Raw genomic sequence first — 22,737 nt, 5'->3', positions numbered from 1 at the left:
ACATCAGCATGGCCATCGATTTCACCCTCGCCCCCGAGCACGAGGAGATCCGCAAGCGCGTCCGCGCCTTCATCCAGGGCACGGTCATTCCCGCCATGGAGGGGGTGAAGGAGGGCGACCGCGACGAATACCTCCGGACGATCTTCCGCCTGCGTTCCCAGGCCAAGGAGGAGGGCCTGTGGCTTCCCCACATGCCCAAGGAATGGGGCGGCATGGGCCTGGGCCACGTGGAGCTGGCCATGGTGCAGTCGGAGGCGGCCAAGACCCGCATCGGCCCGTGGGTCCTGAACTGCATGGCCCCGGACGAGGGCAACATGCACACCTTGCTGCACTGGGCGACGGACGAGCAGAAGGAGAGATATCTCCGCCCGCTGCTGGAGGGCCGCCAGATGTCCTGCTTTGCCATGACCGAGCCCGAGGTGGCGGGCTCGGACCCCACCCTGATCCGTACGACGGCCGTACGCGACGGCGACGAGTGGATCATCAACGGCCACAAGTGGTTCATCTCCAACGCCCGCCGCGCCAACTTCGCCATCCTCATCGCCAGAACGGAGCAGGACGTCCCGGAAGGCTCGCGGGGCGCGAACACCGCCTTCCTGGTGGACCTGCCACAGGAGGGCTGGAACGACGTACGCGAGGTCGAGACCATGCACGGCTCGACCGGACACAGCGAGATCGTCATCACGGACCTGCGCCTGCCCGACAGCCAGATCCTCGGTGGCCGGGGCAACGGCCACCGCCTCGGCCAGTATCGTCTGGGTCCGGCCCGCCTCGCGCACTGCATGCGCTGGATCTCGCAGGCGGAAACGGCGCTGGACATGATGGTCGACCGCGCGCTCAACCGCTTCAGCCACGGCTCGCTGCTGGCCGAGAAGCAGGGCGTGCAGTGGATGATCGCCGACTCCGCCATGGAGCTCTACCAGTGCAAGCTGATGGTGCTGCACGCCGCCTCCAAGATCGACAAGGGCGAGGACTTCCGTACGGAGGTGTCGATGGCCAAACACTTCGTGGCCAACAGCCTCAACCGGATCGTGGACCGGGCCATCCAGGTGCACGGCGCCCTCGGCTACTCCACGGACACGCCGCTGGCCGGCATGTTCCAGCACGCGCGCTGGGCTCGCTTCGCCGACGGCGCCGACGAGATCCACCAGATGCGCATCGCCGAACGCACCATCGCCGCCTACCAGGCAACCGGCTCAACCAGCACCGCCACCGGCAACCTCCCCCTGTAACCCACCCCACCAACTGACCCTGCCGATGCCCCACCCCGCAGCCGACCCTCCCTCGCGCCCCCACCCCCGGACAACCCTCCCAGTGCCTCCACCCCGCGGACGACCTTCCCAGTGCACTCAGCCGGTCAGGGAGGGAGCGGGCAGTGGCGCGATCTCCCGCTCGTAGTAGGACCGGAAGTCCTCGGCGGCGGTGTACAACTTGTCGAGTTCGCCGCGGCAGGCAGCGATCACGTCACGGTCGTCGATCCGCCGGGCGCCGCTGTGGGTGCCCTCGGCGTCGTAGGTGACCTCGTACATCACTGAGGTGCCGAGGACCACCAGCTCCGGGAGGCGCCGGCGTACCTCCAGGTCGGCGACCTCCCGGGCGTCGAGCACCCGCACCTGCTCGGCGGCCGGGTCGCGCAGCGCCAGGACGTGCATCTCCCACCGCAGGTAGGGCGTGACAGGCTGCTCGACGACGCGGACACGCCTGCGGACGAAGCCCTCGGCCCGGCACCCGGCCACGGGGTCATGGTCGATCAGCTTGAGCGAGCGCTCCCAGTCCTCCTCCATCGTCGCGACCCAACTCGGCACCGCCGCCTCCCGGAAACTCTGGATACGTTCGAGTTTCCAGAGCACGTCATCAATCTCCCGAAAGTTCGGCCAGAAGTCATCGAGATATCCATCCGCACACAACCGGACCCCCGATATCTCATTGATCCTTTCAAGCATTCGACAAGCCCCCTCTTACAGAATGCGACCCCGCCTCCCCTATCAAGGGGTTTAACCGTAATAACAGCCGACAAGCATAAATCCACGGAACAACAACGCCCCAACTCCCCACGCGCAACCCCCGCCGCCCCCGGCGCGGGCCACGTAGTCCGGCCGAAGGGCCGAGAGCACCGCCCTGGCCCACCCAAGACGTTCCCCTCCACCCACAACACCCAGGGAAAACCGGCCAACTGCAGTGCCAGCCTTGGCCACTCACAGAGACCCGCATCCGGCGAGCGTGAACGCGCCTTGCGATGGCCTCGCCAAGAGCGCCCACGGATGCCGTCCCGTCCAGGTCAAACAGCAGGCAGGCTGATGGGTGGCGGAAGACCATTGTCGAGAAACCGATGCTGTACGAACGCCGGCACCTCAATACCGCGTGCGGGGCGGCCACGTCGTACCCGTCGAGCACGGCGGTCGCGTCGTCACCCTATTAGCGGACACGCTGAACCCCGTGCGGCTCGAACACTCGTAAGGCGGATCCTTCCGAGCATCCCGCCCGTGCATACGCATAAGCTCTGCGATGCTGCCCCGGGACCGCCTTCGGGTCGAGGTAATGCTGCAGCACCGAATGCCAGCGATTGGCTCGGAGCTCTCGGAGCGCGGCAACCGCCAGGCAGTATTTGCTCACGCTCACCGGTCGCACTCCCATCCCACGCAGCACCTTGTCGACCATGGCCTTGCCGTCCGCCGACTTCGACTCCAGCAACACCAGGTCGCGGCGGGCGGGAGCACTGCGCCGGCCGTCGTGGCAGAGCAGCCCCGTATCGCAGGTGAGCCGGGCCGCGCCGGACCGGTCGATGAGCGTCACCCGCCGGTAGTCGGTGGACAGCACCGGCCCCAGCGCCTCCGGTGCGATGATCCGCAACTCGCTCTGCAGGGTGCCACGCACGAAGTCGAGCGCCTCCCTGGTGAGCACCTGTCCGGGCGCGTCATCGTAGGGGATGCGGTGCTTGTCCGTGCTCCCGCGCGCCCCGCTGAGCTTCAGCTCCAGCCACCGCCCTCCACCGTCCAGATAGGTACGGGTGCGCAGCTTGAACCTGCGCCGCCGATCCTGCCGATGCTGGTGGAAGGTGAGCAGCTCCGGCGTGTCGAAGTAGGTGGAGGTGTAGCGGAACTGCCGCAACCCCCCGATCTCCAGCACCCCGAACCGATCCCCCAGCTCCGCCGCCAGCCGCGCCATCGTCGCGACCGTCACCAGGTATTTGTTGTCCACCCGGCTCATCAGCTCCGGCACGTCCTCCAGCCCGACCGGCGAGGCCGCCGCCCCCACCCCGGCCAACAACACATCCGCGTCCCTGTCCGACATCCCCCCACACCCCCTACGCACCTAGATCTCCTTTGCTCTCCGTGCCGCCACCGAACCACCCGCTACCAGCACACCAGCGCGCCACCGCACCACCACCCACCCCTCCGGCAGCGGTCCCCTCCCCCGAGCATCGCCGCCGATCAGCGTCCTATGGCCGCCGCACCACCGACGACCGCCCTCGCACCACCACCACCGCCGCACCACCCACCACCGCCCAGGCACCACCCAGCGCCGCCCCCCACCACCGAACACCGCCCCCGCACCACCACCGCACCCCGGCATTCGTTCACCTCCCGGCCTCACCGCACCCCGGCCCGCGCCCGCGTCTGGTCTCGGGCCGAGCCCTGCGGCACTACGTAACGCACATCCACCACCGTCACGTCCCGCACGTAGTCCACCTGCGTGACCACGCAGTGCAGGACCCGCGCCCGCAGCCGGCTCTCCAGGTCCACCCGCAGCAGCTCCGGATCCGCGTAGACCACGTCCAGGGTCACCACCTGGTGACGGGTGCGGCCGAGCAGGCCGGGGTGGTCGGCGATGTACATCACCACCAGCAGCACGCCGTTGAGCAGGAGCGCGGTCGTCGGCCAGGCGGCCGCGATGCCGTTGACCAGTCCCAGGACGATCGCGACGAAGTAGTAGGCGATCTCCTGCTGGGTGATCTCGCTGGAACGCAGCCGGATGATCGACAGCAGGCCGAACAGCCCGAAGCCGACCGCGATGTCCACCCGCTGGACGAGCAGCAGCGACACCACCGCGAAGATCCCCACGTTGAGCGCCACGTAGGCGAACAGCAGGTCTCGCCGGTGGTGCCGCCGGTAGTAGAGCCCGTAGGCCAGCAGAATGATCGCGGCCAGGTCCATCGCCAGTCCGACTATCACGGTCGCTCCTCCCCTAGTGCCGTTGATGAACAGCTTGTAGGAGGAGAGTGAAGCGTCTGTGAGCTGATGATTAGGCAATTCTCATGCGGTATCCCGTCCCCCGGACCGTCTCGATGCGCTCCGCGCCGATCTTGCGCCGCAGGTAGCGCACGTAGACGTCCACCACGTTGGACCCGGGGTCGAAATCGAACCCCCAGACATGGCTCAGCAACTGCTCGCGCGTCAGCACCTGGTCGGGATGGCGGCAGAAGATCTCGGCCAGCGCGAACTCCCGGGTGGACAGGTCCACCGCCCGCTCCCCGACATAAACCCGCCTCGTACGCAGATCAAGCGACAGGTCCGACACCCGCAACACGGTCACCTCCGGCGTACGTTCGGCCCGCAACCGCAACCGCACCCGGGCCAGCAGCTCCTCGAAGGCGAACGGCTTGGCGATGTAGTCGTCCGCCCCGCCCTCCAGCCCCGCCACGGTGTCGCTCACACTGTCACGCGCGGTCAGGATGATCACAGGAATGGAGACCATTGACTCCCGCAACCGCCGCAAAACGGTGAACCCATCGCTCAACGGCAACCCGATGTCCAGGATCAGCAGGTCGAACCCGCCCCCGCAGGCCAGGTCGTAGGCCCCGATCCCGTCCCCGACCACGGCGGTCACGAAGCCGTTGGCCCGCAGCCCCTTCTCCACGAAGGAGGCGATCCTGGCCTCGTCCTCGGCGATCAGAATGCGGTTCACCGCACCTCCCACAGCTCCCAAAGCGGGATGGACATGACAAAGCAGGCGCCGCCTCCCGCGGCGTCGGTCACTTTCACGTTGCCCCCATGGGCCTCGGCGATGGACCTGACGATGGCCAGCCCCAGCCCGGCGCCGTCGTGAGCCCCGGTACGGCCGGCCCCGCGCATGAACCGCCCGAAGATCCGCTCCCGGTCCGCGGGCGCCACCCCCGGACCGCTGTCGCGCACCCACAACACGACCCACGAGTCGCGTACGGCCGACCCCACGGCGATCAGGTCGTCGTCCGTGGTGTGCCGCACGGCATTGGCCACCAGCTGCATGAGCGCCTGCGTGAGCCGCTGCCGGTCCGCGGGCACGCGAGCCTCGGCCACCTCGTCGACCCGCCACTGCCGCCGGCCGAGCGCGCGGGCCTTGGCGACCACGCTGACCGTGAGATCGGCCACCTCGACCTGGTCCAGCGAGAGGAACCCGGGCTGCTCGGCCTTAGCGAGGGTGATGAGGTCGTCGACGATGCGGTTCATTCGGTCAAGCTCGTCGGTCACCAGGGCCAGGGTCTCGGCGCGATCTTCCGGATCGTCGCTCATCAGCTCCAGGTGGCCGCGGATGACCGTGATCGGGGTGCGCAGCTCGTGCCCGGCGTCGTCCATGAAGTGCCGTTGCACGACGAAGGCCTGCTCCAGCCGGTCGAGCATGTGGTTGAACGTCGCGGCCAGCATGGCCACGTCGTCGTCGCCCGGCACGTCGAGCCGGCGCGTGAGGTCGCTGGAGTCGCTGATCTGCTCGGCGGTCTGGCTCATCAGCCGGACCGGCGCCAGCACCCGCCCGGCCACGAACCACCCGGCCGCCCCCGCCAGCACCATCCCCGCCAGCGCGGACAGCCCGAGCACCCGCACCGCGTCGGCGATCTCCTCGCGCTGCAGGTCGTAGAAGATCGCGACCACGAGGTGACCCGGCCGGGGGTCGCCGACGACGGTCACCGGTATCACCACGTAGGAGACCGTCCCGCTCGCCGTCTCGATCGTCCGGTCGTCGACCGTGGTGGCCCTGGCCATGTGCGCGACCAGCTCGGCGTCGCCGTCGAGGCGCACCGGCGGCTCGATCCAGGTCCTCTTGTCCACGTCGCCGTCCACGATGCTGAAGAAGTCCTCCCACCGATCCGGGGTGTTGATCGTCAGGTATTCCTCAAGCAACAGGGCGACGTCGCTCCCCATCCGCGGATCGAGGGAGCTGGCGGCGTAACGCCGGAACTTCTCCGTCTCGTTGGCGAGCTCCGCGTCCACCCGGTTGTCGAGCTCGGAGAGCAGGATCACCGTGGTCACGAAGATCGCGACGGACAGGGCGAGGCCGACGACGGCGAGCATCCAGCCCACGATCCGGGCACGGGCGCTCACCCGCATGCGGCCTCCCCATCAGTCATCGTCGTCCCCGTCACCGTCGTCATCGTCGGCGCCGCCGTCATCGTCGTCGTCATCATCGCCGCCCGCCGGCCTGGGCGAAGGCGGTTTGACCGGCTCGGCCTTGGTCTTCCTGGGCGTGGGCCGCGCGCTCGGCTCTGCGCTCCCGCTGGGCGTGGGCTCCACGGTGCTCGCGGGCGACCGGTCGTCAGCGGGCGACCGCCCCTGTCCAGGCGAGAGCGACTGACCCTCGCCGGGCGCGCGCGACCTGCTGTCCCCCACCGGTTGGGTGGAAGGGGGACGCGTGTCCAGCCCGCCCTCGTCCGACGAGGGTGAGACCACCACCGGTTTGCCCAGGTTAGGCCCGTTATCGACCGCCCGGACCAACTCCATCGCGGCGAAACCGGCCGTCACCGCTCCCAGTAGAAGGAAGATCACCGCTACCCGACGCTTCATGGGCTCGACCCTCTCCCTCTTCGAGGAGACCACGCTGAGGCCCAGATGAGAAACCTCTCATCTAAGCGGCCCCCAGCCGGCAACCGGCCGGGCGGGTGGGGAGGACACGTTCATGCGCGTACGGGCGACCACGGCCTCGACGCCCCCGACCAGGAGTGGAACGCCCTGTTCGGGGTGAACGTGCCGACCCACGTGTAAGAGGCCGCCGTCCTCGACCCGGCGGACGTGGCGAACACGGTCGCCGAACGTTTCCGTCCCGCACCCGAGTTCGCCCGGCGCAAGGCCGAGGACTCCGGCAGATGCCTGTCAGTCCGCGAGGGGCAGGTAGATCGAGGACCCCCGCCTGGTGAACTCCTCGGCCTTCTCCGCCAGGCCGGCCTCCAGCGCCTCCTCCTCGCTCACCCCGTGCTCGGCCGCGTACCTGCGTACGTCGTGGCTGATCCGCATCGAGCAGAACTTGGGCCCGCACATCGAGCAGAAATGCGCCGTTTTGGCCGGCGCGGCGGGCAGGGTCTCGTCATGGAACGACCGGGCCGTGTCAGGATCCAGCGACAGGTCGAACTGGTCCTCCCAGCGGAACTCGAACCGCGCGTCCGACAGGGCGTCGTCCCACATTTGCGCCCGCGGGTGCCCCTTGGCCAGGTCCGCCGCGTGGGCCGCGATCTTGTACGTGATCACGCCCGTCTTGACGTCGTCCTTGTCCGGCAGGCCAAGGTGCTCCTTGGGGGTGACGTAGCAGAGCATGGCGGTGCCGTACCAGCCGATCATGGCGGCCCCGATGCCCGAGGTGATGTGGTCGTACCCCGGCGCGATGTCCGTCACGAGCGGCCCGAGCGTGTAGAACGGCGCGTCGTCGCAGAGCTCGCGCTGCAGGTCGACGTTCTCCTTGATCTTGTGCATGGGCACGTGGCCGGGGCCCTCGATCATCACCTGCACGTCATGGGCGCGCGCGATCCGGGTGAGCTCCCCGAGGGTGCGCAGTTCGGCGAACTGGGCCTCGTCGTTGGCGTCCGCGATCGACCCGGGGCGCAGCCCGTCGCCGAGCGAGAACGACACGTCGTAGCGGGCCAGGATCTCGCACATCTCGGCGAAGTTCTCGTACAGGAAGCTCTCGCGATGGTGCGCCAGGCACCAGGCGGCCATGATCGAGCCGCCGCGCGAGACGATCCCGGTCTTGCGGCGGGCGGTGAGCGGCACGTACGCGAGCCGCACCCCCGCGTGCACCGTCACGTAGTCCACGCCCTGCTCGCACTGCTCGATCAGCGTGTCGCGGTAGACCTCCCACGACAACGCCTCCGGCCGGCCCTTGACCTTCTCCAGTGCCTGGTAGATGGGCACGGTTCCGACCGGTACCGGTGAGTTGCGCAGGATCCACTCGCGGGTCTCGTGGATGTCCTGGCCGGTCGACAGGTCCATGATCGTGTCCGCGCCCCACCTGGTCGCCCAGGTCATCTTCTCGACCTCCTCCTCGATGGAGGACGTCACGGCGGAGTTGCCGATGTTGGCGTTGATCTTCACCAGGAAGTTCCGGCCGATGATCATGGGTTCGGACTCGGGGTGGTTGACGTTCGCCGGGATGATGGCCCGCCCGGCGGCGACCTCCTGGCGTACGAACTCGGCGGCGAGCCCCTCGCGCACCGCCACGAACTCCATCTCCTTCGTGATCAGCCCCTCCCTGGCGCAGGCGACCTGCGTCACGGGCTGCCCCGCCGCCCTGCGCTCGGCGACCCAGCCCGCGCGCAGGCGCGGCAGCCCCCGCCTGACGTCGGTCTCCACGGAGGGGTCGGTGTACGGGCCCGAAGTGTCGTACAGCGTCACCGACGAGCCGTCGGACAGCCGGACCTGGCGCATCGGCACACGCAGGTCACCGGAGTAGATCTTGGAAAATCGCGCGTCGCTCATCGCGCAAACTCCCTTCGCCGGCATTATCCGGAGCAGGTTCTGGCGGTCGGCGGCTGTCAGCCGTCCTCTCAGCCCGGTCCGCACCGGGCTCCCGCGTTGGTCGGCGATCATCGTACCCAGCCCGCACATCTCCCGAAACATGCGCATTTCCCGAAAAATCCGGCCCCGCGGCCGCACGCGGTGCCCCGGCGCACCCGCCGCCCGGCACGCTGTTCCAGGTCAGAGGGGTTTGACGATCGCCCTGGGCGGTACGGTCCCGTCAGGGGACATATGAGAGATATCGCCGCTGTCGCAAGCCTCGCGGTGCTCGCCACGTTCGGCGTGACCGCCGCCTCCTGGGACGGTACCCAGCATGAAGTGAGCAAGGAGCAGTACAAGATCCTGATCGCTCAGTGCCGCTACGCCCAAACGGGGAAGGCGAGCTGCCGCGCGGCGGTCAAGGCGAGGTACCGCATCGGCCAACCCGACAAATCACTCGACTGCCGTACCTACTCCGGCGTGTCTGTCTGCGGCACGCTGCACCTCAGCAAGGCCCAGCGCGCGTGCGCCCAGGAATCGGTGAGCAAGGGGCTCTCCTATCGCCGCGCCGAGGTCGAGTGCTACGCCTTCGCCTGAGGAGCTGAACCTTGATCATCGCTGGGGCGGACGGCTCGCGCACCGGCCTGGAAGCCGTCGGCTGGGCCGCCACGGAGGCGGCGCTGCGCCAGGAGCCGCTGATCGTGGCGCATACCGTGCCGAAGTGGGTGTGCGAGGAGGTCACCGGATATTACGCCGAGGTGGGCCGGTGGATGCGCGAGGGCGCGGAGTCGGTGCTCACCTCGGCCAGGGACCGGGCGCTGCGCGAGCGGCCGAGCATCACCGTGGAGACCAAGCTGCTCCCCGGCGACCCCCGCTCCGCCCTCATCAACGCGTCCCGGAACGCCGAGCTGCTGGTCGTCGGCAGCCGCGGGATAGGCGGCGTACGGGGGCTCCTGATCGGCTCCGTCGCCTACGGGGTGGCCGCGCACGCCCGTACGGACGTGGTCCTGGTCCACGAGCGGCCCTCGTCACCGCGTGCCGAGGTGGTGGTCGGGGTCGACGGCTCGCCGGGGTCCCTGCGGGCCCTCGCCTTCGGCTTCGCCGAGGCCGAGTTGCGACGTGCCCGGCTGCGTGCCGTACAGGCCTGGGCCTGGCCGCATCCGGGGGGCTTCGAGCCGGCCGACCGCGACGGCGAGGAGAAGCACCTGCGGACCCTGCGGGGGCTGGTGGCCCGGTACCGGGAACGGCATCCCGACGTGGACATGGTGGCGGAGGTCGTACACGGCCATCCCGTCGAGGTGCTGCGGGAGGCCGCGGCGGGGGCCGAGCTGCTGGTGGTCGGGTCGCGCGGGCACGGCCAGCTCGCCGGGATGCTCATGGGCTCGATCAGCCAGGCCATGCTGCACCACGCGCCCTGCCCGCTCGCCGTGGTCCGCCGCGACCATCCCCTGGAACCACCACCGGACATCTGAAAGTTACATGCCGGGTGCCGGCGTCCCCGCAGGTCACCGCCGCGCGGAGGGCGCCCGCCTTTCCGCCGCGCCCGGGCGCTCCTACGATCTGCGCGAAGGCCACGACGAGCGAGCCCAGGAACGATCCGCGCAGCGGACGATCGCTCCGCGCGAGGCGACGACGGGAGAGCAGACGATGCGCAGGACCACCGCCGTGCTGGCGGCGATGCTGGCCCTGGCCGCGGCGGTGTTGATCGCGACCACCTCGCAGGCCGGCGCCGCGCCCATCAAGATCATGCCGCTGGGCGACTCGATCACCGGATCCCCCGGCTGCTGGCGGGCCCTGCTCTGGAACAGGTTGCAGAGCACCGGTCACACCAATATCGACTTCGTCGGCACGCTCCCGCCGCAGGGCTGCGGGGTCTCGTACGACGGCGACAACGAGGGCCACGGCGGCTTCCTGGCCACCAACGTGGCCAACCAGAACCAGTTACCCGGCTGGCTCGCCGCGACCAGGCCCGACATCGTCCTGATGCATTTCGGCACGAACGACGTGTGGAGCAACATCGCGCCGGCGACGATCCTCAGCGCGTTCACGACCCTGGTGAACCAGATGCGGGCAAGCAACCCCGCCATGAAGATCCTCGTCGCCAAGATCATCCCGATGAACCCGTCCACCTGCCCCGACTGCGCCCAGCGCACCGTGAACTTCAACAACGCCATCCCCGCCTGGGCCGCCGCCACCTCCACCCAGCAGTCGCCGATCACGGTGGTGGACCAGTGGACAGGGTTCAGCACGAACACGGACACCTATGACGGCGTCCACCCGAACGCCGCCGGCGACCAGAAGATGTCCGACAAGTGGTATCCCGCCCTGGTGAGCGCCCTCTCCGGCACCTCCACCCCAACCGTCACCCCGACCATCACCCCGACAGTCACGCCGCCCGGCGGCTGTACGGCCACATACCGGAACACCGGCCAGTGGCAGGGCGGCTTCCAGGGCGAGGTCACCGTCAGGAACACCGGCACCACCCCGCGGAGCTCGTGGACGGTGCGGTGGACGTTCGCCAACGGTCAGCAGATCACCCAGATCTGGGGCGGCGCCCTGAACGCCGTCGGCTCGGCGGTGACGGTGCAGAACGTGAGCTGGAACGGCCAGCTCACCCCCGGGGCCTCGACCACGTTCGGCTTCCTGGCCTCCTGGAACGGCACCAACACCGCCCCCACCCCCACCTGCTCCTGACCGGTTGTCGCCCTCAGCCGGTGATCGCGGCCAACCTGGGCTCGGCCAGCCGCACGTAGTCCTCGGTGTTCAGTGCGACGGACCGGTCGAGCCTGGCCGCGTTGAAGTACAGCTCGGGCCGCTCCAGCAGCGACGGATCGGCGACCAGCTCCAGCCGGGGATCGTAGCTGAACGGCAACACGGTCCCGCTCATGCTCCCGGCCAGTTCCTCGGCCTTCTCCTTGCCGGCGAAGGCCACGTACGTGCCGTCCAGCAGCGCCTTGACCGCCTGCAGGTCGAGCCGCGCGTCACCGGGCACGACGGCCAGCACGTGCCGGGTCTGCTTCTTGCCGATCTTGACCATCACCACCAGGCACTTGGCCGCCTCCGCGACGTCATGCCCGCGCAACGCGCTGACCAGCTCGGTACGCCCCTCGGGCGCATGATCGATCACCCGATATCGCGCCCCCGCGGCGTCCATGTCGGCGATCAGCCGCTCATACAGCCCGTTCAGCTCACCAGTCACCGCTCAACAACTCCTTGGCCTCGGCGATCCGATCCTCGTCACGCTGGTAGAAAACCCACTGCTTGACCTTCTTGCCGCGGATCAGCCCGGCCTTGGCGAGCACTTTGAGATGCTCGCCGCAGGTCGGCTGGCTGACGCTCAGCTTCTCGGCGATGAACAGCGAGCAGACCCCGTCCCGTACGAGATCGCCGTCGCGCTGCGGCGGAAAATGCCGCTCGGGGTCGCGCAGCCACTCCAGGATCAACAGCCGCTTGTCATTGGCCAGCGCCTTGACCAGATCCACGTCCAACACCAAGGCATTATGGCAATTAGCTAATTACCTGTCCACTCGGAGCCCGAACGCACCATCTCAGCTCTTGGCCACCACAGGAGGCCCTTCACTAGCCTGAACCAACACAAACCCCTCCCCCCTGAACGCCAACTGCATGGCCTCCCCACTCCCCCGCCCGATCAACGCTCCCGCCTTGACCGTCCGATTGACCCCCACCTGCAGCTGCGTACTCCAGCAAACAGCGGACTGCCCGTCCGCATAGGTAGGCATGCGGGCGGCGTCGAGCAGCACCGGCGTGCCATGCGTGGTCACCGCCACCCACCCCGTCCCCGCGACCGTGGTGTTGAACAATCCCCCCGCCGCGACCCCCGCCCCCTGAACCCGCTGGATGTCCCACGTGAGCTGCGGCTGAAACGCCAGCAGGTTACGCCCGTTGATCGTGAGCCCTTCGTTCTCCAGGTAGAACAGGTGGATGTCATCGGCGTTGTCGGCAAGGTAGAGCAGCCCCTCACCCTTTACGCGCATGAGCGAGGCCCCCTCGCCCGTCATGGCCTTCTTGAACAGCTTCCCGAGGCCCCCCGACCCCTCGTAGTCGAAGTCCATCTGCCCTTGGAAGGCGACCATCGACCCCTGCTTGGCCAGCACCTCACCTGGGAGCTGGGCCCGAAGCATCTTGCCGTTCTCCAGAGCAAAGCCGGGGGGCAGTTGCCGGGCATCCAGGTTGCCGAAAATCGAGCTGCGCACGTTTCCAACCCTTCAAAGGAAGCTGATGCTGCCAGCGTACGGAGAACCGCGCCCCGCCACGCACCCAGCCGCGAACCCGCCCCCAAGCCACCCCTACCTGCGGCCGTCAGCGGCCAGATCCCGCACCACCTGAATGAGTTCGGCCGGATCGAACGGCTTGGTCAAATAGGCGTCAACCCCGATCCCCAGCCCCCGCCTCCTGTCATCGTCCTGCGCCCGAGCAGTGATCAACACCACCCTGATATGGCTCGTCGCCTCCTCGGTACGCAACTTCTCCGCGGTCGCCCACCCATCCAGGCACGGCATCATCACATCCAGCGTGATGACGTCCGGCATGACGTCGAGCACCCGATCAAGACAATCCTGCCCATCGGTGGCGGTCTCGACCTCGAACCCCTCAAGGTTCAGGTTGACCGCGATGAGCTGCCGGATGACCTCGTCATCATCCACGACCAGAACTTTGCCAAGAACCTCGCCCACGGGCGCAAAGCTAACCTGTAGCGGGGCAGTCACGGGCGGTTTTCGCAGGATGCGTCCAAGGAGCTTCGTACGGTGCCGAGCAGTCCCAAGATGCTGATAGCCTTGTCACTCGTCGAGCCCCCTTAGCTCAGGGGATAGAGCACCGGCCTCCGGAGCCGGGTGCGCAGGTTCGAATCCTGCAGGGGGCACCACTCGATAGCCAGGCCAGACATCGTCTGACCTGGCTTTTCGCTTCTAACCATGATCGCTTGGTTACGCCAACTCGCGACGCCGTACGCCACGTTGCGACGATTTCCGCGAGTCATTCGCGATCCGCTTTCCACTAACCTTCCTCTCGGGCGCGATCCATCCGTTCGATCCACACGTCGTCGTATCCGGCCATTGCGGGTGCCGATTAATCATCCGGCCAGGTCAGGCGGCATGCCGATACCCCTTCAGCACACCACCAAGTCCGTCATGTCGGCGGATGTCGAGCTGTGCGACTCCAGCGGAGGCGGTGTCGGGAGGTGACCGAAGCGGAGTTGCCTTCCGGAGAGCGCGGTGCGGCCGATGTGAGTTGTAGAAGGTCTCGAACTCACGCAGCGCGTGGAGGAGATGGCTCTGGTTCCAGATCAAGGTCCGGTCCAGCAGTTCGCGCCGGCAGGTCTGGATCCAGCGCTCCATGATGGAGTTCATCCGTGGCATCCGGACACCGCTCTTGACGATACCTACTGCGACATCGGCCGGCACCGCGTCGAAGGCCGCAGTGAATTTGGCGTCCCGGTCGCGGATGAGGAACCTGGCCGTGCTACCCACATCCTGCAGATCCATGGCAAGGTTGCGGCCGAGTTGGGTGACCCACTGCCCGGTGGGGTGCGCGGTGACGCCGAGGACTCGGATACGGCGGGTGGCGCGCTCGATGACCGCCAGAACATACAGGCGGGCGCCGGTGAGGGTACGGACCTCGAAGAAGTCGCACGCCAGCAAGGCACCTGCCTGGCTGCGCAGGAACGCGGCCCAGGTCGTGGCGGACCGCTCGGGAGACGGGTTGATACCGTGCGCTTTGAGAATCTCCCACCCGTAGAGGCGGCGACCTTGATACCGAGCGCGACCAGCTCACCGTGAATGCGCCGGTAGCCCCATGAGGCGTTCTCCCGTGCCAGTCGCAACACCAGCAGTTGTACGGACCGGACGGTAGGCGGGCGTCCACGCCCGCGAGGCACGCCGGCTGCGGCGTGACGGCGCCGCAGCAGATCACCGTGCCATCACAGGATGGTGTCCGGTCGGACCAGCAGCACAAGGTGCCGGAGCTTGTCCGTCGGCAGGCGGTGAAGTAGCCCAGCGAGGAGGAAGCGATCAGTCGGCATGAACACGGGCTTGGCCGCCTACCGCTGCAGCACCATCAACTGGTGCCGTAACACCAAGATTTCGATCTCCTTGTCCCGATTGGTTCGGAGTAGCAACCCCAGGAACGCGAACGCGGTCGTCATCGTGAGGTAGGCCAAGCGCAGTAACACGATCGGCCATCATGCCGTGAGGGCTCACGACGGGAGCACAAGAGAGTGCATCACCTCCATGACCTGCACGGATGAATATTCGGCACCCGCACGGCCTGCATGAGCCGCTGGCACAGCAGGCCCACCTCGGCGGACGATGGCGGGATGACGTACGTCTTCCCGCCTACCGGCAGCTTCAGCGTGGCATCGAAGAACTCGTCGTGGTCCTTGAAGGCCGCCGCCATCAGGGCGCCTCCGTCACCGGGTTGGCGATCTCGGTCGGCGAGCCCTGGCCCAACAGAGTGAAGCTGAAGGGCTCCAGATCCGTGGTCTCGCCGCCCTCGGTGTAGTCGGTCACCGTGCGGGTGCCCTCGTACGCGTCGGGAGCGCCGTCCCTGCGACACCAGCAGACCCAGATGTTGGCGTTGAAACCCACGATCTGCGCGACCTTAAGGATCTTCTCCTGGCCGGGGTCCGGGGTGAACACCGTGTCGTCGGTGCGCTTCCTGCGCCCCTCGGCCTCGATCTGCCACGTCCGGCCGGTGACGACGGAGCTGCCGTAGCCCTCCTCGTCGTCGAAGTCGCCGTCCTCCTCCGTGTTGTCATCCGAGCTGCGCTCGAAGCTGGTCAGGCCCTTGACCGGGGTCCAGGTCGGCTCGGTCGCGCCGGGAATGTACGTGTCCACGTCCAGCTTCCAGTCACGCGCCAGAAGGCTCCGCATGTGGTTTCTCCTTCAGAGCATGCGAAAGCGCCGCCCCGCAACAGCGGGACAGCGCGAAAGGAAACGGAAAGGAGCTAGGGATTGTCTCGATGTGTGTGATCAACAGCGTGAAAGGAACTTTCGGATCTTGTCATGGCGTGGGATGCTGCACGCCATGACCGCAGCCAACGGAGAGCCGCAGCCGAACAAGCCGGAGCCGGTGGACAAGCTGAGCTGGTTAGACTTGCTTAGCCTGTACAAAGGCCATATTGGAGTTCTGTACAAAATCCGCGCCGGACTCCGGCATGTGGGGACGATCGCTGTTGTCGGCGGCGTCTTACTCGCTCTGATCCAGGTGTATGTTGGCTTGGATCCCCGGACCGGGTTGTGGGTGCAAATCTTCCTGGGAATTGCTGTGGTCGGAGCCCTGCTTCGGATTGAGGCTGCAATCCGCGACCGATACCGGCGCTGACGGGGGCCAGTAGCGCAGGCAAAGACCGTCCAGGGCTACAGCACCCGCGGAAGGATGGACCACGTCTGCAGTTCGGTGATACGGCCCAAGGCGATGTTGAACGTGAAGTCGGCCACGAGACCCTCCCTCGGATCAGAGTGGATCAGGTCCAGCGGTGCGGCCCCGGCCCCGCGCTGCCGCTCAACAGCGGGGGCCGGGGTCGCACCGGGCGCTCGACGCGCGTACGGGGAAACCGCGGAGCAGGCACGCCCAGGCCAGGCCGCCACAACCGGCTGGGCGTACGTCTAAGGGACGGGGCGGCCACCGCGGGAGGTCCGCCTGTTGCGATGAGCCCGGTCACCTGTGACCGAGGCTGAGAAACTCATCAGCATCTCTCAGTCTGGTCACAGGCGGCGCCGTGGATCCTACGGCCATGACGCAAACAGCAGTTCCTCCGCCACCCCGCTGGGCGCGTGCCGCCGGAACGGTGGGCTGGGTGGCTCCCATCCTCGGGTTCGTGCCGTTGCACATCCCTTGGATGCTCGGAATCCCGTTCCTCGCCAACGAAGCAAGCTTCGACGCCTGGTATCACGGCCGCGCTCACGGCACGGAAAGCTACCCAGAGGACGGAATCCTGGGCATACCTGCGGGTGCCATGTACCTCGGGGTGCTGACGCTGCTCGCCATCCTCGGTGGAATCCTGTCACTCGGTCTGATCAGTGGCTGGGGCCTGGTCTATCCCCGGTGGATCCCCGTGCTGGGCAGACGCCGGGTCCCACCATGGTTTCCGCTCACCCCGACCCTCCTGGGCTCTGTCCTGCTGGTGGGCTACTCGCTCACCCTGCCCGTGCAGATCCCTCGCGCCATCGCCGAGGCGAGTCCAGACGATCCGTTCACCCTGACCGGTGCATTCATCGGCCTGCCCGTCTTGCTCGCATGGATGATCGCGCTACCGGTCGCCGGTTGGTCGTACTACCGGCGCACCCGGCGGGTTACTCCAACCGGGTGGCAGCGTCACTGAGGAGCCACGCACAGATGCAATCGCATGATTCGCCGTCGTCTAGATGGTTGATTCCAAGGGGTGAAGATCGGCCGTTTGGCTGCGGACATGCAACGAGGGTGTCCAAGATCCGTTTGTGACGACAGAAATGAACACCCTCGCCACCGCACTCTACGTGAAGATCGACGATCAGCTGATCGCTTTCCCGGACCTGGCACCCGAACGCCCCCGGGTAGGCATCCAACCCACCCTCAGCGACGCTGAGCTGGTCACCCTGGCAGTTCTGTCAGCGCTGCTCGGCTTCACCTCCGAACGGCGCCGGCTGCGTTACGCCCGCGCCCACCTGGCCTGGATGTTCCCCTACCTGCCCGGCCAATCCGGCTACAACAAGCGGCTGCGCGCCGCCACCGGCCTGGTGCTGCACCTGATCCGCATCCTCGGCCGGGACACCTCGCTGTGGAGTGATGACGTCTGGGTGGCCGACTCCACCCCCATCGAATGCGGCCGCTCCCGCCAGACCACTCAGCGCAGCGACCTGGCTGGCTGGGCAGAGTATGGCTACTGCCCCTCCCACTCCCGCTTCTTCTGGGGACTGCGCCTGCACCTGCTGTGCACGCTGAGTGGACTGCCGGTGGCCTTCGCCCTGACCGGTGCCAAAGCCGATGAGCGCACCACCCTGCTCGGCATGCTGGCCGCTGACCCCGACCTGCCTGGCCGCCACCGCGGCCAAGACCTCATCGCCGACATGCAGTACTACGGCCGCGACTTCGAACACACCCTGGCCGAAGAAGGCCTGAACCTGCTGCGCAAGGCACTCAAGGGCGAACCCCCACGGGCCGGTGCTCACCTGTTCAAACCCCTACGCCAGACCATCGAATCGATCAACCAGACCTTCAAGGGCCAACTCGACCTGGAACGCCACGGCGGACGCACCGCAGCCGAGGTAGTGATCCGTGTCATCACCCGCGTGCTCGCCCTCACCGCCGTGATCTGGCACAACGACAAGGCCACTGGCGGTGAGATACTTTTTCAAAAGCCATAGGTTTGACGAGTCCTGGAATTGCACTCGCTACGCCTGGCGGCACGATTCACGGACAGCTAGTCAGTCAGGCCGCATGGCATGAGGAATGGTTTAGAGTTCTGGCTTCTGGCGGTGTGACGAACGCCGCCATAGCCGATAGCTTCAGGCAGCATAGCAACTGTACTCAGCATCGGATCAGTGCTTTCATTGCGAATACTGAAAGGATAATCTTCATGTTCTGTCCAATCGCGCTCTGTCAAGATCTGGCGCGGCCTCGTCTCTGCGGATGCGGTGTGGTTCATGCCCTTTTCGGATGCGGTTCCGCTGTCGCTTTACGTCGCGTCCCCTGCGATGCCGTGAACCCTTAGGGGACAGCTCAGAACTTCGCGAAATACTGATAAAACGGACATGGAGGACGCGACAAAGCGCTGCCGAACCAATACCGTTGGACACTGCACAAACCCGCCACGCCGCCACCACCCGGAGCGCCTACATTGCCCCGCGCCAAGAACGAACCCGCGGACCTTGCCGACATAGCGGCAGCAGAACCGCAGACACCTGTGCGCCGCCGACCCATGCGCGTCCGCGAAGCGCAGTGGGTCAACCTGCACGTCACGAGCGCCCGCCTCGACCAGGACACCGACGAGCGACTCAGCGCCGCCGTCGAACGCACAGGGCAAGGCGTGCAAGACATCTGGGAAGAAGCGATCAACTTCTTCGCCGACCAGAACGGCATCCCCGAGGAGATGCCCGCCAACGCGGACGTGAAGCTGCCCTCCCCCACGGAGTACCGCACGGCTGGCCAGGACCTCGTGCACACAACGGTGCGACTCACCACGAACACGCGAGCGCGCCTCGCCGCCACGGCGTCCCGTCTCGGCCTGGGCGGCAGCGAATGCGTTGTCGACGCGCTTAACGCGTGGTTCGACGAGCTGGGTGTCCCCGGCGAGTACGACCGCGACAAGGTGTTCGAGCGGCCGACGCTGTACTACACCGGGGCGCGACTCGACCCTGAGACCCGCACACGGGTCACGGTCGCTACGGAACAGACCGGCAAGAGCGTGCAAGGCGTGTGGGAGGATGCGATCAACGCCTACGCCGACCACCACGGCGTGCCCAAGCAGATGCCCGAAGGGTCGGAGTTGACGCTGCCGACACCTCGAAGGGGGAAGACTTCAGCCGAGTCGAAACCCACTTCCGTACGGTTGACGGAAAATGCGAGGGCCCGCCTGGTGGCCGTGTGCCTACAGCAGTCGCGAACGGGCGGCGAAGTCATCACTGAGGCGCTGAACGATTACTGTGATCAACTAGATATACCGCGCTAATGTCAGTCGTGCAAATGATGAAACTGGACTCCAACGACGTCTGCCATCCAAGTGAGCCAGAGGATCCCCTCCGATTCTGCGACAGCCTCCGCCACTTGAGGCCGGTCACTCCCGAGTTCTCTCGCCAGGCTGCCCGGTCCGAATATTCCAGCGTTTCCGAATCCACTCGACCAGGCCGAAGAAACCGATCGCGCTGAGGATCACGTAGACAATGCCCGCAGCCGGTCCGGTGTCCGCCATTGTCTCGCGTCCTCCCCAGAAGAGGAGGCCACTGAGCGGTATCCAAGTGCGAGTCTGCGACCGCAAAATCCGGCACAGGTAAGTGGTTGCGGTTTGGCAGATGCGACTGATCATTGAGCTTAAAGTGGAGTGCAAACCGGCATACAAGAGCCCAACAGCGAAGCGCAGCACCTCGGCGCGCGTCCCCGTGGCAGCAAGATCACACAAGGCCTCCCGCCGTTCAGGCTCCGCAGCAGCAGCAGCGCCTATATCCGTTAGCCAACGAGCCACAGCGTGCTTGGCAAACACGGCTTGTTGCTCAGGCCAAGCGATATAGTTCCGACATAACCTGAGCCTGCATTCGAGCATTCTCCACGTAGGCATCCGCCAATAGCCGATACTCAGGATCTGCAGAATCTCCGTAGGCCAGATACTTGATGGCGAGCTGCTCTTCAGGAGGCCCAAGGCTTAAAGCGAACCGGTAGTCGTCAGCGTCGGCTAGTCGCTGAGCAAGCGCTTACTGAAGGACCTCGTACCACTCTTCCTTGCTATCGGAAGATCCAGCACTGGTGGCCGTCATCTTGCCCACCCGGGCCGCCGCATCGTAGCAGCGGTCTGAGTGTGGTCGATAGCCGAGACGCCTTCACCTGTGAGCTCATACATGCGGCGCCGAGGTCCTCGGGTGTCGTCTTCGGTCCAGTAGGCGCGGACCCAGCCGATGCGTTCGAGTCGGGTGAGGATGGGATAAGCCGTGCCGGGACCTAGCCCGGTCGTCTTGCAGATCTCAAGCCCGTAGGTGGCCTCGCCGCGGCCGGCGGCGTCCTGGAGCATGGAGAGGACCTCCTGCGTGGTCCGTGTCATCCGGATAGGAGCCCCCATAGCAACCCCCCTTATCGTCCTCGATCTATATCGAGATAGCGTGCTTCGCCAACGTTCAAGACGCTCCCAGAAGTTCCCAACCGATCAAGGGGGCGTAAATCAAGCGCCCTCCCGATTTGCCCCATCGGCGGCGTCAGCCGAGCTCTCCTGCCTGGTTGGTCTCAGATGATCAGGCAATCCGATCACGTCGGTGAGGTCCGCACTGGTGACGTCCGCGCCAGAGAGGTCCGCGCCGGTGAGGTCCGCGCTGGTGAGGTCCGCACCAGCGAGGTCCGCTTGAGTGAGGTCTGCGCAGGTGAGGATCGCCTGGACAAGGCCAGCGTTAGTGAGATCCGCGAGGGAGAAGTGCGCCTCGTGAAGGTGTGCGCCGAAAAGGTTTGCGCGTTGGAGGCTGGCACCAGCGAGAAACGCGTGGGAGAGATTCGCGGTGATGAGCTTCGCCTCAGCGAGGTTCGCAACGGCGAGGTTGGCCTCGGAGAGGTCCGCGTCGGAGAGGTCCGCGCCAGAGAGGTCCGCATCAGCGAGGACCGCGCCAGCGAGGACCGCACGGGCGAGGTTCACGCTGGTGAGGTCAGCGTTGGCGAGGTCTGCACCACCCAAGTTCGCACGAGCGAGGTTGGGAGGCTGCGTGTCGTATGTGCGGTTCCGGCGGCCTATCACCGTAGCTGCCGCCTGGATTGCCATTTTCGGCCTCGGCGGCACCCCGTGCTTGTCCGGCTTGGCTCGTTCCATGGCGTTCCTCCCCGGGGGGTCGAGATCGGGGTCTCGGCTGTGTTCACGAATAAAGGTGCAGAGGACTTCCATGACAGTTGGATGGTCACGAGCGGAGTCCCGGGCGACGCGCTCCAACGCGTAAATCCCACCCAATTGAATATCCGGCTTGTCCGAGCCGAGTTGCTCGATCGCTTTGGTGTAGCGGTCGGTCACGTGGCCAGGGCCGATGCGTTCTCGGCTGATGGGACGCTCGCGGCGCGTTGAGGCCGGGCGGTTGAGGGGGCACCCCGGGGTATAGATGGCAAACGCGACCCCTGATGATCGTTGGGTGTCTACGCCAGTCGATCAAGAACAGGGGCCGCGTTCGCGTGCCATCATCCCCGATCGACGTGCTCGCCCGCCACCTGGAGCACGTCACCATCGCCGACCCACCGGGCGACCTGCCCGATCTGCCGACCCTGGCCCAGGTCCTGGACGCCATCCCCGACCCGCGCAGCCGTCGCGGACGCCGCTACCGGCTCGGCCCACTGCTGGCGTTATCCCTGCTGGCCGTCCTCAGCGGAGCGACCTCCCTCGTCAAGATCACCCGGTTCATCGCCGGGTATGACCCCGCGCTACGCCAACGAGCCGGTCTGCCCGGCACCGTACGGCTGGCCGCCAGCACCCTGGGTCGCCTGCTCGCCCGCCTGGACGGCGACGACTTCGACACCGCCACCTGCGCCTACCTGGCCATGCTCGCCGCCGACGCATCACCCACCACCAGCCCGCCCTCAGCCCGGACTCCGCTCACCGGCCTGGCCGTGGACGGCAAGACCCTGCGCGGCAGCCGCACTGCCGGCGGCACCACGGTCCATCTGCTGGCGGCCACTCGCCATGACACCCAGACCGTCGTGGCCCAACGCCAGATCGACGCCAAGAGCAACGAGATTCCCGCCTTCACGCCCCTGCTGTCCGGGCTGGACCTCACCCACATGGTGATCACCGCCGACGCCCTGCACACCCAGCACGAACACGCCCGCCACATCATCGCCGCCGGCGGCCACTACCTGTTCATCGTCAAGGGCAACCAGCCCACCCTGCACCGCCGGCTCAAGGCCCTGCCCTGGCGGGAAGCCGTGTTGAACGACCGTACCGACGAGCAAGGCCATGGCCGCCGCGAGATCCGTCGCATGAAGATCTGCACCGTCCGCCCCAACCTGCCCTTCCCCCACGCCGCCCAGGCCATCCAGGTCAAACGCCGCCGCACCGACCACCGAACCGGCAAGACCACCATCGTGACGATCTACGCCATCACCAGCCTCCCACCCGGACGAGTCACCCACCCCCAGCTCGCCGCGCTGATCCGCGGGCACTGGAGCGTCGAGGTCCTGCACCACACCCGTGACGTCACCTACCGCGAAGACGCCTCCCGCGTCCGCACCGGCACTGCACCCCGGATCATGGCCAGCCTCCGCAACCTGGCCATCGGCCTGGCCCGCCTGATCGGCTGGACCAACATCGCCGCCGCCACCGACCACTACCGCAGCCACCCCGCCGACGGCCTTCAACTACTCGGTCTTACGACATGAGAACGCTTCGGCCCTG

26 protein-coding genes, 1 tRNA gene and 1 riboswitch are annotated in these 22,737 nt (G+C 66.9%); of the genes, 10 read left to right on the top strand and 17 right to left on the bottom strand.

Annotation, left to right across the window (positions count from 1 at the left end):
- Positions 1 to 8 precede the first annotated feature (8 nt).
- The gene (locus BLS95_RS23825) at positions 9 to 1,232 is read left to right on the top strand and encodes an acyl-CoA dehydrogenase family protein (RefSeq protein WP_090935163.1); all 1,224 of its coding nucleotides are present in this window, start codon (positions 9 to 11) and stop codon (positions 1,230 to 1,232) included.
- Between the two features lie 117 nt (positions 1,233 to 1,349).
- On the opposite strand, the gene BLS95_RS23820 is transcribed toward BLS95_RS23825, so the two are convergent.
- The 7 genes from BLS95_RS23820 to thiC all read right to left on the bottom strand — a co-directional run bounded on the left by BLS95_RS23820 (position 1,350) and on the right by thiC (position 8,657).
- A complete protein-coding gene (locus tag BLS95_RS23820) occupies positions 1,350 to 1,943 on the bottom strand; it encodes a DUF6879 family protein (protein WP_342742752.1) in 594 nt (197 codons plus the stop codon).
- A gap of 472 nt (positions 1,944 to 2,415) precedes the next feature.
- Positions 2,416 to 3,291 (bottom strand): polyphosphate polymerase domain-containing protein, encoded by an 876-nt coding sequence (locus tag BLS95_RS23815; protein WP_090935159.1) that lies wholly within the window; start codon positions 3,289 to 3,291, stop codon positions 2,416 to 2,418.
- 299 nt (positions 3,292 to 3,590) lie between these two features.
- On the bottom strand, positions 3,591 to 4,154 hold the full coding sequence (locus tag BLS95_RS23810; RefSeq protein WP_090935156.1) for a DUF4956 domain-containing protein: 564 nt from the start codon (positions 4,152 to 4,154) through the stop codon (positions 3,591 to 3,593).
- Between the two features lie 88 nt (positions 4,155 to 4,242).
- On the bottom strand, positions 4,243 to 4,905 hold the full coding sequence (locus BLS95_RS23805) for a response regulator transcription factor (protein WP_090935153.1): 663 nt from the start codon (positions 4,903 to 4,905) through the stop codon (positions 4,243 to 4,245).
- Complete coding sequence (locus BLS95_RS23800; RefSeq protein WP_090935150.1) at positions 4,902 to 6,302, bottom strand: sensor histidine kinase; 1,401 nt, start codon at positions 6,300 to 6,302, stop codon at positions 4,902 to 4,904. Before BLS95_RS23800 ends, BLS95_RS23805 begins: the two co-directional genes overlap by 4 nt.
- A gap of 12 nt (positions 6,303 to 6,314) precedes the next feature.
- Positions 6,315 to 6,755 carry a hypothetical protein gene (locus BLS95_RS23795; RefSeq protein WP_143043851.1) on the bottom strand — a complete coding sequence of 147 codons (441 nt, stop codon included), beginning with the start codon at positions 6,753 to 6,755 and terminating at the stop codon, positions 6,315 to 6,317.
- A gap of 306 nt (positions 6,756 to 7,061) precedes the next feature.
- Positions 7,062 to 8,657 carry a phosphomethylpyrimidine synthase ThiC gene (gene thiC, locus BLS95_RS23790; protein ID WP_090935144.1) on the bottom strand — a complete coding sequence of 532 codons (1,596 nt, stop codon included), beginning with the start codon at positions 8,655 to 8,657 and terminating at the stop codon, positions 7,062 to 7,064.
- Positions 8,650 to 8,762: riboswitch (TPP riboswitch) on the bottom strand. (Overlaps the previous gene by 8 nt.)
- A gap of 165 nt (positions 8,763 to 8,927) precedes the next feature.
- Between thiC and BLS95_RS23785 the strand changes: the two genes are divergently transcribed.
- From BLS95_RS23785 to BLS95_RS23775, 3 genes are read left to right on the top strand one after another with little or no spacing between them, the layout of a single operon-like run.
- A complete protein-coding gene (locus BLS95_RS23785; protein WP_090935141.1) occupies positions 8,928 to 9,272 on the top strand; it encodes a hypothetical protein in 345 nt (114 codons plus the stop codon).
- Between the two features lie 11 nt (positions 9,273 to 9,283).
- On the top strand, positions 9,284 to 10,147 hold the full coding sequence (locus BLS95_RS23780) for a universal stress protein (protein WP_090935137.1): 864 nt from the start codon (positions 9,284 to 9,286) through the stop codon (positions 10,145 to 10,147).
- 7 nt (positions 10,148 to 10,154) lie between these two features.
- Complete coding sequence (locus BLS95_RS23775) at positions 10,155 to 11,369, top strand: cellulose binding domain-containing protein (RefSeq protein WP_245765231.1); 1,215 nt, start codon at positions 10,155 to 10,157, stop codon at positions 11,367 to 11,369.
- A gap of 13 nt (positions 11,370 to 11,382) precedes the next feature.
- Here the strand turns inward: BLS95_RS23775 and BLS95_RS23770 are convergent, their stop codons facing one another.
- The 4 genes from BLS95_RS23770 to BLS95_RS23755 form a co-directional block, all read right to left on the bottom strand.
- Positions 11,383 to 11,874, bottom strand: a complete 492-nt coding sequence (locus BLS95_RS23770) for a YbaK/prolyl-tRNA synthetase associated domain-containing protein (protein ID WP_245765230.1) — start codon at positions 11,872 to 11,874, stop codon at positions 11,383 to 11,385.
- Positions 11,864 to 12,166: an ArsR/SmtB family transcription factor gene (locus tag BLS95_RS23765; RefSeq protein WP_176993359.1), complete on the bottom strand. Its 303-nt coding sequence runs from the start codon at positions 12,164 to 12,166 to the stop codon at positions 11,864 to 11,866. Before BLS95_RS23765 ends, BLS95_RS23770 begins: the two co-directional genes overlap by 11 nt.
- 57 nt (positions 12,167 to 12,223) lie before the next feature.
- On the bottom strand, positions 12,224 to 12,889 hold the full coding sequence (locus BLS95_RS23760; RefSeq protein ID WP_090935133.1) for an AIM24 family protein: 666 nt from the start codon (positions 12,887 to 12,889) through the stop codon (positions 12,224 to 12,226).
- 93 nt (positions 12,890 to 12,982) lie between these two features.
- A complete protein-coding gene (locus BLS95_RS23755; RefSeq protein WP_090935961.1) occupies positions 12,983 to 13,369 on the bottom strand; it encodes a response regulator transcription factor in 387 nt (128 codons plus the stop codon).
- A 116-nt stretch (positions 13,370 to 13,485) separates the two neighbouring features.
- On the opposite strand from BLS95_RS23755, the gene BLS95_RS23750 reads away from it, so the two are divergent.
- A tRNA-Arg gene (locus BLS95_RS23750) sits at positions 13,486 to 13,560 on the top strand.
- A gap of 220 nt (positions 13,561 to 13,780) precedes the next feature.
- Here BLS95_RS23750 and BLS95_RS56975 read toward each other — a convergent pair.
- From BLS95_RS56975 to BLS95_RS23740, 4 genes are all read right to left on the bottom strand, one after another.
- On the bottom strand, positions 13,781 to 14,335 hold the full coding sequence (locus BLS95_RS56975; protein WP_218135957.1) for an integrase core domain-containing protein: 555 nt from the start codon (positions 14,333 to 14,335) through the stop codon (positions 13,781 to 13,783).
- A gap of 398 nt (positions 14,336 to 14,733) precedes the next feature.
- Positions 14,734 to 14,865 carry a hypothetical protein gene (locus BLS95_RS59100; RefSeq protein WP_281250031.1) on the bottom strand — a complete coding sequence of 44 codons (132 nt, stop codon included), beginning with the start codon at positions 14,863 to 14,865 and terminating at the stop codon, positions 14,734 to 14,736.
- 50 nt (positions 14,866 to 14,915) lie between these two features.
- Complete coding sequence (locus BLS95_RS55825; RefSeq protein WP_176993358.1) at positions 14,916 to 15,089, bottom strand: DUF7426 family protein; 174 nt, start codon at positions 15,087 to 15,089, stop codon at positions 14,916 to 14,918.
- Positions 15,089 to 15,565, bottom strand: coding sequence for a phage tail tube protein (locus tag BLS95_RS23740; protein WP_090935131.1), 477 nt, complete (start codon positions 15,563 to 15,565; stop codon positions 15,089 to 15,091). Before BLS95_RS23740 ends, BLS95_RS55825 begins: the two co-directional genes overlap by 1 nt.
- 154 nt (positions 15,566 to 15,719) lie before the next feature.
- Here BLS95_RS23740 and BLS95_RS23735 point away from each other — a divergent pair, with 154 nt between their 5' ends.
- The 4 genes from BLS95_RS23735 to BLS95_RS23720 all read left to right on the top strand — a co-directional run bounded on the left by BLS95_RS23735 (position 15,720) and on the right by BLS95_RS23720 (position 19,341).
- Positions 15,720 to 16,016 (top strand): hypothetical protein, encoded by a 297-nt coding sequence (locus tag BLS95_RS23735; protein WP_143043850.1) that lies wholly within the window; start codon positions 15,720 to 15,722, stop codon positions 16,014 to 16,016.
- Positions 16,017 to 16,512: 496 nt separating this feature from the next.
- On the top strand, positions 16,513 to 17,016 hold the full coding sequence (locus tag BLS95_RS23730) for a hypothetical protein (protein WP_143043849.1): 504 nt from the start codon (positions 16,513 to 16,515) through the stop codon (positions 17,014 to 17,016).
- A 115-nt stretch (positions 17,017 to 17,131) separates the two neighbouring features.
- Positions 17,132 to 18,037: an IS982 family transposase gene (locus BLS95_RS23725; protein ID WP_090935122.1), complete on the top strand. Its 906-nt coding sequence runs from the start codon at positions 17,132 to 17,134 to the stop codon at positions 18,035 to 18,037.
- A gap of 473 nt (positions 18,038 to 18,510) precedes the next feature.
- The gene (locus tag BLS95_RS23720; protein ID WP_143043848.1) at positions 18,511 to 19,341 is read left to right on the top strand and encodes a hypothetical protein; all 831 of its coding nucleotides are present in this window, start codon (positions 18,511 to 18,513) and stop codon (positions 19,339 to 19,341) included.
- A gap of 795 nt (positions 19,342 to 20,136) precedes the next feature.
- Here BLS95_RS23720 and BLS95_RS59860 read toward each other — a convergent pair.
- Positions 20,137 to 20,391, bottom strand: a complete 255-nt coding sequence (locus BLS95_RS59860) for a PadR family transcriptional regulator (protein ID WP_176993357.1) — start codon at positions 20,389 to 20,391, stop codon at positions 20,137 to 20,139.
- A gap of 147 nt (positions 20,392 to 20,538) precedes the next feature.
- Positions 20,539 to 21,366: a pentapeptide repeat-containing protein gene (locus BLS95_RS23710; RefSeq protein WP_090935111.1), complete on the bottom strand. Its 828-nt coding sequence runs from the start codon at positions 21,364 to 21,366 to the stop codon at positions 20,539 to 20,541.
- A 155-nt stretch (positions 21,367 to 21,521) separates the two neighbouring features.
- Here BLS95_RS23710 and BLS95_RS23705 point away from each other — a divergent pair, with 155 nt between their 5' ends.
- Positions 21,522 to 22,721 carry an ISAs1 family transposase gene (locus BLS95_RS23705; RefSeq protein WP_218135763.1) on the top strand — a complete coding sequence of 400 codons (1,200 nt, stop codon included), beginning with the start codon at positions 21,522 to 21,524 and terminating at the stop codon, positions 22,719 to 22,721.
- Positions 22,722 to 22,737 lie beyond the last annotated feature (16 nt).

Origin of the sequence: Nonomuraea jiangxiensis (assembly GCF_900099965.1) — a bacterium.
GTDB classification, from domain to species: Bacteria; Actinomycetota; Actinomycetes; order Streptosporangiales; family Streptosporangiaceae; genus Nonomuraea; species Nonomuraea jiangxiensis.
Note: the sequence above shows the minus strand (reverse complement) of the source record. Positions and strands in the feature narration are given on the sequence as shown.